The organism is Flavonifractor sp. An91, from assembly GCF_002159225.1.
Lineage (GTDB): Bacteria > Bacillota > Clostridia > Oscillospirales > Oscillospiraceae > Flavonifractor > Flavonifractor avicola.
The window spans coordinates 1-5,940 of the sequence record NZ_NFHA01000066.1; the positions used below are offsets into that span (position 1 = coordinate 1).

10 protein-coding genes are annotated in these 5,940 nt (G+C 58.2%); all 10 read left to right on the forward strand.

Going from position 1 to position 5,940, the window contains the following annotated elements:
• On the forward strand, positions 1-273 hold a 273-nt coding region (locus B5G42_RS17110), incomplete at its 5' end, for an RNA polymerase sigma factor (protein WP_140399884.1).
• Positions 270-812, forward strand: coding sequence for an RNA polymerase sigma factor (locus B5G42_RS17115; protein ID WP_087273011.1), 543 nt, complete (start codon positions 270-272; stop codon positions 810-812). The genes B5G42_RS17110 and B5G42_RS17115, both read left to right, overlap by 4 nt.
• Complete coding sequence (locus tag B5G42_RS17120) at positions 752-1,048, forward strand: DUF3847 domain-containing protein (RefSeq protein WP_087273014.1); 297 nt, start codon at positions 752-754, stop codon at positions 1,046-1,048. The genes B5G42_RS17115 and B5G42_RS17120 overlap by 61 nt, the downstream gene beginning before the upstream one ends.
• 187 nt (positions 1,049-1,235) lie before the next feature.
• Positions 1,236-2,681: a MobQ family relaxase gene (gene mobQ, locus B5G42_RS17125; RefSeq protein WP_087273016.1), complete on the forward strand. Its 1,446-nt coding sequence runs from the start codon at positions 1,236-1,238 to the stop codon at positions 2,679-2,681.
• Between the two features lie 98 nt (positions 2,682-2,779).
• Positions 2,780-2,956 carry a hypothetical protein gene (locus tag B5G42_RS18420; protein WP_164475040.1) on the forward strand — a complete coding sequence of 59 codons (177 nt, stop codon included), beginning with the start codon at positions 2,780-2,782 and terminating at the stop codon, positions 2,954-2,956.
• Positions 2,937-3,335, forward strand: a complete 399-nt coding sequence (locus tag B5G42_RS17130; RefSeq protein WP_050006189.1) for a cysteine-rich VLP domain-containing protein — start codon at positions 2,937-2,939, stop codon at positions 3,333-3,335. Before B5G42_RS18420 ends, B5G42_RS17130 begins: the two co-directional genes overlap by 20 nt.
• A 113-nt stretch (positions 3,336-3,448) precedes the next feature.
• Positions 3,449-4,183 carry a phage replisome organizer N-terminal domain-containing protein gene (locus B5G42_RS17135; protein WP_087273019.1) on the forward strand — a complete coding sequence of 245 codons (735 nt, stop codon included), beginning with the start codon at positions 3,449-3,451 and terminating at the stop codon, positions 4,181-4,183.
• Positions 4,180-5,043 carry an ATP-binding protein gene (locus tag B5G42_RS17140; RefSeq protein WP_087273022.1) on the forward strand — a complete coding sequence of 288 codons (864 nt, stop codon included), beginning with the start codon at positions 4,180-4,182 and terminating at the stop codon, positions 5,041-5,043. Before B5G42_RS17135 ends, B5G42_RS17140 begins: the two co-directional genes overlap by 4 nt.
• A 44-nt stretch (positions 5,044-5,087) precedes the next feature.
• Positions 5,088-5,279 carry a transposon-encoded TnpW family protein gene (locus B5G42_RS17145; RefSeq protein ID WP_087221673.1) on the forward strand — a complete coding sequence of 64 codons (192 nt, stop codon included), beginning with the start codon at positions 5,088-5,090 and terminating at the stop codon, positions 5,277-5,279.
• A gap of 78 nt (positions 5,280-5,357) precedes the next feature.
• Positions 5,358-5,723: a hypothetical protein gene (locus B5G42_RS17150; protein WP_087273025.1), complete on the forward strand. Its 366-nt coding sequence runs from the start codon at positions 5,358-5,360 to the stop codon at positions 5,721-5,723.
• The last annotated feature ends 217 nt before the right edge of the window (positions 5,724-5,940 follow it).

The window sequence follows — 5,940 nt, forward strand, 5'->3', positions numbered from 1 at the left end:
GGCTGGGCGCAGCCATCGCCGGAGGATTGCCTGATGGAAAAGGAGGCGCAGGCCGAATACGCCGAACTGCTCCGGCGGCTCTATGAGGCGATTTCCTCTCTGACCCCAGCGCAGGCCCGGCGCGTCCATGCCCGGTATATGCTGGGGATGAAAGTGAAGGACATTGCCGCGATGGAGGGCATTACCCCATCCCAGGCAGGAAAGTCCATCCATGCGGCGCTCCGGCGACTGCGCCGGTACTTCATACGCCGGAAATGGACAAGCGGCCTATGAAAACCATCAACCTGAAAAAGTATTATTACCCCCTCTACGAAACAGACACCTTCATCGAACTGCCGGACGAGATCGCCGACGCCATCGCGGAGGAATGGCGCACCGACCACAACTCCGAGCAGCGGCTATGGAGCCATACTTACTCGATGGACTATTCCCCCGGTCTGGAATACCACCTGCTCTCTCATGCCCTCTCCGCTGAGGACACTCTGCTGGAAGAAGAAACACGCCGGGAACAGGAAGAAGCCCATGAATTGATGTTGCAGCGGCTCCGGGAGGCCCTTGCCACCTTAACGCCCACGCAGGCCCGCCGCCTGCACGCCCGTTTTGTGGAGGGCAAGAAGTACCGGGAGATTGCGGAGGACGAGGGGATTGCCAGTGTGAGCCTTGTTACCAATACCGTCCGGGACGCCATTTTGAAACTACGGAAATATTTTATCAAGCGCGGCTGGATGGAGCCGCTGAAGGAGGACGCGATATGCACAAAGACAGCACCACCCAAGCGAAACCGAAAAAAGACGAGCGAGAAGAAGTCCTGAAGGAAATCCGGCAGCTTGAGAACCGCCAGAAGATTTTGGAGAACAAGCAGCGCAATGAGGAACGCAAGGCCCGCACCCGTCGCCTGATTGAGCGCGGGGCCATTTTGGAAGGCGTTTTTCCTCTGGCCCCAGACCTTCCCGGCGTAGAGGTCAAGGCGTTCCTGATTGCCCTGTCCCATCTTCCGGGGGCGGCGGAACTGGCCGCAAAACTGCCGAAATCCGGGGACAAGCCATAAGTCCCTTGTTTACAAGGGCGCACTTATACACCGTTGCCGGTGTCGTGCGCCCTGCCGGGGGCTGTTGCGCTCTCCGAGCGCGATGGGGCGCTACACTCCCCAAACCCCTTGTGCGCCCCGCGCAGCCAGACACCCGCTTCGCGTCTGTCCGGCTCCACGGAGCCTGAATACCCCTCACCGAAAGGAGGTGCCACCTATAGATTTTTGTCATATCCCCGTCAGTATCATCAAGCGCAGCGAGGGCCGTTCCGCTGTTGCCGCAGCCGCCTACCGAAGCGGAACTAAGCTGACGAATGAATGGGACGGCCTGACCCATGATTACACCCGGAAGGGCGGCGTTGTCCATGCGGAAATCATGTTGCCCGCCCACGCCCCGCCGGAGTTTGCAGACCGCTCCACCCTCTGGAACAGTGTGGAGCAGATCGAGAAAGCCAGGGACAGCCAGCTTGCCCGCGAGATCGAGGCGGCCCTGCCCCGCGAACTGTCCAGGGAACAGCAGATTGCCCTTGTCCGGGCCTATGTGAAGGACAACTTTGTGGACAAGGGGATGTGCGCCGACTTTGCCATCCATGACAAGGGAACCGGCAACCCCCATGTCCATATCATGCTGACCGTCCGGCCCCTGAAAGAAAATGGCGCATGGGGCGCAAAGTGTCGCAAGGCATACGACCTGGACGAAAACGGCCAGCGTATCCCGGACGGGAAAGGCGGCTGGAAGAACCACCGGGAGGACACCACCGACTGGAACGACAAAGGGAATGTGGAGATTTGGCGGGCGGCATGGGCGGCCTATACCAACCGGGCATTGGAGGCCGCCGGTCATCCCGCTCTGGTAGACCACCGCAGCTACAAGCGACAGGGTATTGATAAAATCCCTTCTGTCCACCTGGGGCCAGCGGCCAGCCAGATGGAGAAGCGCGGCATACGCACCGACAAGGGGGAAGTCAACCGGCAGATCGCCGCCGACAACAAGCTGCTCAAGGAAATCAAAGCCCGCATTACCCGCCTCTACAACTGGTCTAAGGCCGAGGCCGAAAAGCCGGAGGGTCAGCAGCCCAGCATGGTTGACTTGTGGGAGGCCCAGCAGCAACTCAAGCGGCCCGACACCCGCACCGGCAAAATCCGGGCTTTGCAGGAGAGCGCCGCCCTGTTCAGCTTTTTGCAGGCAAACGGCATCCAGTCCATGCAGCAGCTCCACGAAAAAATCGCAGATATGAACACCCGCTACTATGACCTGCGGCGAGAGATCGTCAAGGCCGAGCGCCGGATCGCTGTTCTCACTGAGCGCGGGGAGATGTGGGCGCAGTACAACGAGTACAAGGCTGTCCATAAGCAGCTTGCCAGGGTAAAGCCGGAGAAGCGGGAACTGTTCGAGCAGCGCCACAGCCGGGAACTGATCCTCTATGACGCGGCGGCTCGGTATCTGAAAGAACTGAAAGCCAGCGGCGAGGAACTTTCTCCGAAGGAATGGTGGCGCGAGATCGACCTGCTGACCGCCCAGAAGCAGGCGGACAGCATCGACATGAAGGCCATGCGGGAGGAACTGAAAGCCGTGGAACGGCTCCGCAAGGCCGCCGACCAACTGGCCCGACAGGAACGGGACAAGTCCCGCGACCGGGGGCCGGAGCGGTAAAGGGTACGGCGCTTTGCCGACCCCTTGCGGTGCGTCGCGTTTCACGACACACCTTTGCACAGAATTGTCAACATTCACTCATGGAAGGAGATTGCCTTATGAAGCAGATTATTTTACCCGTCACTGTCCACCTGAATATCCGCCTGCCCCTTGCCCTCTTGCAACCGGAACCGGCAGACGCGCCCACCGGCCCGGAGCCGGAGGCCCATGCCTGCCAGGGCTGCGGTAACTGCGACGGGTGCGGGAAGTGCCAGCATGAAGAAAAGCAAGCCTGAACCCATCCCCGTCATGGACTACCGCCAGTATCGCAGAGCGCGGCGGCTGGTACATGAGTGCTGCAACTATGACGGCGGCAACTGTATCGCGCTGGACGATGGGGAGGAATGTGTCTGCGTCCAGTCCATTTCCTACTCCCTGTTGTGCCGGTGGTTCCGGGCGGCGGTGCTGCCGCTGGACAGGGAACTGGAAACGGCCCTGTTCCACCGCCTGGACGCCAAGCGGTGCGCCGTCTGCGGGGCGCTGTTCACGCCCGGCTCCAACCGGGCCAAATACTGCCCGGAATGTGCGCCGAAAGTCCACCGGCGGCAAAAGGCCGAGTGCGAACGCCGGAGAAGGGTACAGCGTGGACAATTAGAGGGCAAAAACCCCTTGTAAATCAAGGCTTTTTTCGAGGGTGTCGGCGGGGGCCTGATAGATTTATCCTCTGGCCCCCCAAACGGCCCTCTAAATGCGTACAGAAGCCCAAAACGAACCCCAAGGAGGAACCCATGTCAGACAATCGAAAATATTACTACCTGAAACTCAAAGAAAACTATTTTGACGATGACTCCATCGTGCTGCTGGAAAGTATGCAGGACGGTGTGCTGTACTCCAACATTCTGCTCAAGCTGTATCTGAAATCGCTGAAACACGGCGGGAGGCTCCAGCTTGACGAGAATATCCCCTACACGGCGCAGATGATCGCCACCATAACCCGCCAGCAGATCGGCACTGTGGAGAGGGCCTTGCAAATCTTCCTGAAGCTGGGCCTTGTGGAAGTGCTGGACAGCGGCACTTTTTACATGAGCAATATCGAACTGCTGATCGGCCAGTCCTCCACCGAGGCCGAGCGAAAGCGGGCAGCGAGGCTTCAAAACAAGGCTCTTTCCGCGCCTCGGACAAACGGCGGACATTTGTCCGACATTCGTCCACCAGAGATAGAGATAGAGTTAGAGAAAGAGATAGAGATAAAGAGAGAGATAGAGAAGGGACGCCCCGCCCGCGCCTATGGCCGTTACCAGAATGTTTTCCTGACGGACGAGGAACTGGCAGACTTGCAGGCCAGCTTTCCCACCGTATGGGGCCAGTACATCGAAAAGCTGTCCGAGTATATGGCTTCTACCGGCAAGCGGTATCAGAGCCATGCCGCCACCATCCGGCGCTGGGCCGGTGAGGACGCGAAAAAGGCGGCTCCGCCCTCCCGCAACCGGGATTACAGCGTAAAGGAGGATGAAACCGTATGATGGAGATTACCGCAGAAATCCGGGCGCTGATCGACAAGGCAGCCGCCGGTGTGGAACTGGCCGGGGACGAGTACATAGACCCGGCAGACGGCCTCATTCACTGTAAGAGGTGCGGCGGCCAGAGGCAGACCGTTGTGCCATGCTTTGGGAAACCCGGCTACTTCATGCCCCGCTGTATCTGCCAGTGCCAGCGGGAGGCCGAGGAACAGCGCAAAGCCGCCGAGGAACGGCAGCGCCGCATGGAGCGTATCAAGCGCCGGAAGGCCCAGGGCCTGCAAGACCGCTATCTGTACGACTACACCTTTGCCAACGACAACGGCCAAAATCCTCTGATGGACAAGGCCCGCGCCTATGTGGAGAACTGGAAGGAGGCATACCGAAACAACACCGGCCTGCTGCTGTTTGGGGATGTGGGAACCGGCAAGTCCTTTTTCGCCGGTTGTATCGCCAACGCCCTGCTTGACCGGGATGTGCCGGTGCTGATGACGAACTTTCCCACCATCCTGAACCGCCTGACGGGGATGTTCTCCGAGGACAGGGCCGACTTTATCGCCAGCTTTGACGAGTACGACCTGCTCATCATTGACGATTTGGGTGTGGAGCGCAGTACCGAGTATGCGATGGAGCAGATGTTTTTCGTCATTGACAGCCGCTACCGCAGCCGCAGGCCCATGATAATCACCACCAACCTGAAACTGGCCGAACTCAAGAACCCGCCCGACCTGGCCCACGCCCGTATCTATGACCGTATCCTGGAACGGTGCGCCCCGATCCTCTTTGCCGGGAAAAACTTCCGAGAGGAAAACGCCGGGGCCACCAAGCAGGCGGCGAAAGACATTGTGAACCGTAAGAGCGACTGATTGTTTTGCCGGACGGCGCAGCCCCGCCCGGAGAAAGGAGCGCCATGAACGAAGAAACCCGTACCATGCAGACCGCAGACACCACTCCGGCCAGAGCGCCGGAGGACGCCCCCGCGCTGGTAAAGAAAATCGGCAAGACCACCTACAAGGTGCGCGTCCATTTCAGCGACACCAGCACCGAAACCATGAGCGACAAAATCAAGCGTATGCTTAAAAACGAGATACAGCAGATGTGACCGGCTGATAAAGCCAGCCGCCTTGTGTTAAACTGATGATGGTACACACCAAAACTTTTAGCCAAGGAGGACATGAAAATGCTGTACACAGAAAAAGAGAAAAATGAGATTGAGCGCGTCTGCAAAGTGTTTGAGAAACATATCCAGCAGATGACCGCTTATGATTTGGTTTGGTCGGACAAGGTCGGCTATGTGTGGCTGGCAATATCTATCGACCCGGTCTATATCGACACCGGCAACTGGATAGAGTCCGCTGCCGGTCTTTGTTATGAGTGCTTGAATGATATAGCACTGGATGTTTTCGGAATGACCGGAAACGACCATGACTTTGAGGACGCCGACCCGCTGGAACTGGCCGAGATTAAGCGGCGATGGAAACCCTATATCGACCAGTTGCCGGAATATGCGTACCTTTGCGACGAACTGTTAAGCAGGAGAAAATAACCCATCCGCAAAAGTGTCAGGAGCTAAAATCTGCTTCTGGCACTTTTTTTGTGGCTTTTTCGTGAATTTGATTAAAAAGTCCTTGACAACTCGTTTCGGGCAAAACGGCCAAGAGCATTTTGATCTCCTGCGGCGCTCGTCTGGCCCCCTTTGACATCCCCCAGCTCCGGGAGATCATGGCCTATGACGAGCTGGAGCTGGACAAGATCGGAGACCG

Bases quoted from the DNA above. Each gene is read 5' to 3' on its own strand.
- B5G42_RS17115 (WP_087273011.1), top strand. From the start codon at position 270: ATGAAAACCATCAACCTGAAAAAGTATTATTACCCCCTCTACGAAACA.
- B5G42_RS17120 (WP_087273014.1), top strand. From the start codon at position 752: ATGCACAAAGACAGCACCACCCAAGCGAAACCGAAAAAAGACGAGCGA.
- B5G42_RS18420 (WP_164475040.1), top strand. From the start codon at position 2,780: ATGAAGCAGATTATTTTACCCGTCACTGTCCACCTGAATATCCGCCTG.
- B5G42_RS17130 (WP_050006189.1), top strand. From the start codon at position 2,937: ATGAAGAAAAGCAAGCCTGAACCCATCCCCGTCATGGACTACCGCCAG.
- B5G42_RS17135 (WP_087273019.1), top strand. From the start codon at position 3,449: ATGTCAGACAATCGAAAATATTACTACCTGAAACTCAAAGAAAACTAT.
- B5G42_RS17140 (WP_087273022.1), top strand. From the start codon at position 4,180: ATGATGGAGATTACCGCAGAAATCCGGGCGCTGATCGACAAGGCAGCC.
- B5G42_RS17145 (WP_087221673.1), top strand. From the start codon at position 5,088: ATGAACGAAGAAACCCGTACCATGCAGACCGCAGACACCACTCCGGCC.
- B5G42_RS17150 (WP_087273025.1), top strand. From the start codon at position 5,358: ATGCTGTACACAGAAAAAGAGAAAAATGAGATTGAGCGCGTCTGCAAA.